The sequence below is a fragment of the Vibrio sp. 10N.222.48.A3 genome, from assembly GCF_041475345.1.
Classification (GTDB): Bacteria; Pseudomonadota; Gammaproteobacteria; order Enterobacterales; family Vibrionaceae; genus Vibrio; species Vibrio tasmaniensis_A.
Map to the genome: position 1 here is coordinate 1 of NZ_JBFRVX010001599.1, position 539 is coordinate 539.

At 44.0% G+C, this 539-nt stretch carries 1 pseudogene; it reads left to right on the plus strand.

From position 1 onward, the window contains the following. Window positions 1-197: 197 nt before the first annotated feature. A pseudogene (locus AB4653_RS27945) lies at window positions 198-539 on the plus strand (flagellar protein MotX); the annotation flags it as partial.

Consider the following 539-nt stretch of genomic DNA (forward strand, 5'->3'; position numbering starts at 1 on the left):
AACTAAGCCGCTCGTGATGATCTTTTGAACGCCATATGGCAAAATATTGCCCATTAGCGGCAAGTTTTGTCTAAAGCCGTCAAGGTTATTGCCGATACAGATATCATGGAAAGTGAAGTTCACCCTATTTTGGTGCGTGCAGAAATCGTCTGCTGCCCTCAATAGATAGCTTTAACGACAGATAATAGAGTGCAGGTATGAAGCTACGAATTGTAGCAGCTTCATTGATAGTGGCGCTGAGCTCACCCTTGAGTCATGCAGATTTGGCTGATGTGGGAGAGCCCGTTCCAATATATACAGAAGCTGAACTGATTAATTTAATCGAGAATAATCAACACCTAGAGCGAGTGAAAGCTGATAAGTGCCAGTTAGTTGAAGATATCGTTGCTCGTGCAACACGTATTAGCTTGCCTTCTTATGAGTTTTTATACGGTGATATGTTGGCTTGGGGTGTGTGTGTTCCGCAAGATGTAGAGCTTGGCCTTTACTATATGGAAAACGCGGCACATCAAGGTTTACCAGCGGCACTCGAGCAGTTA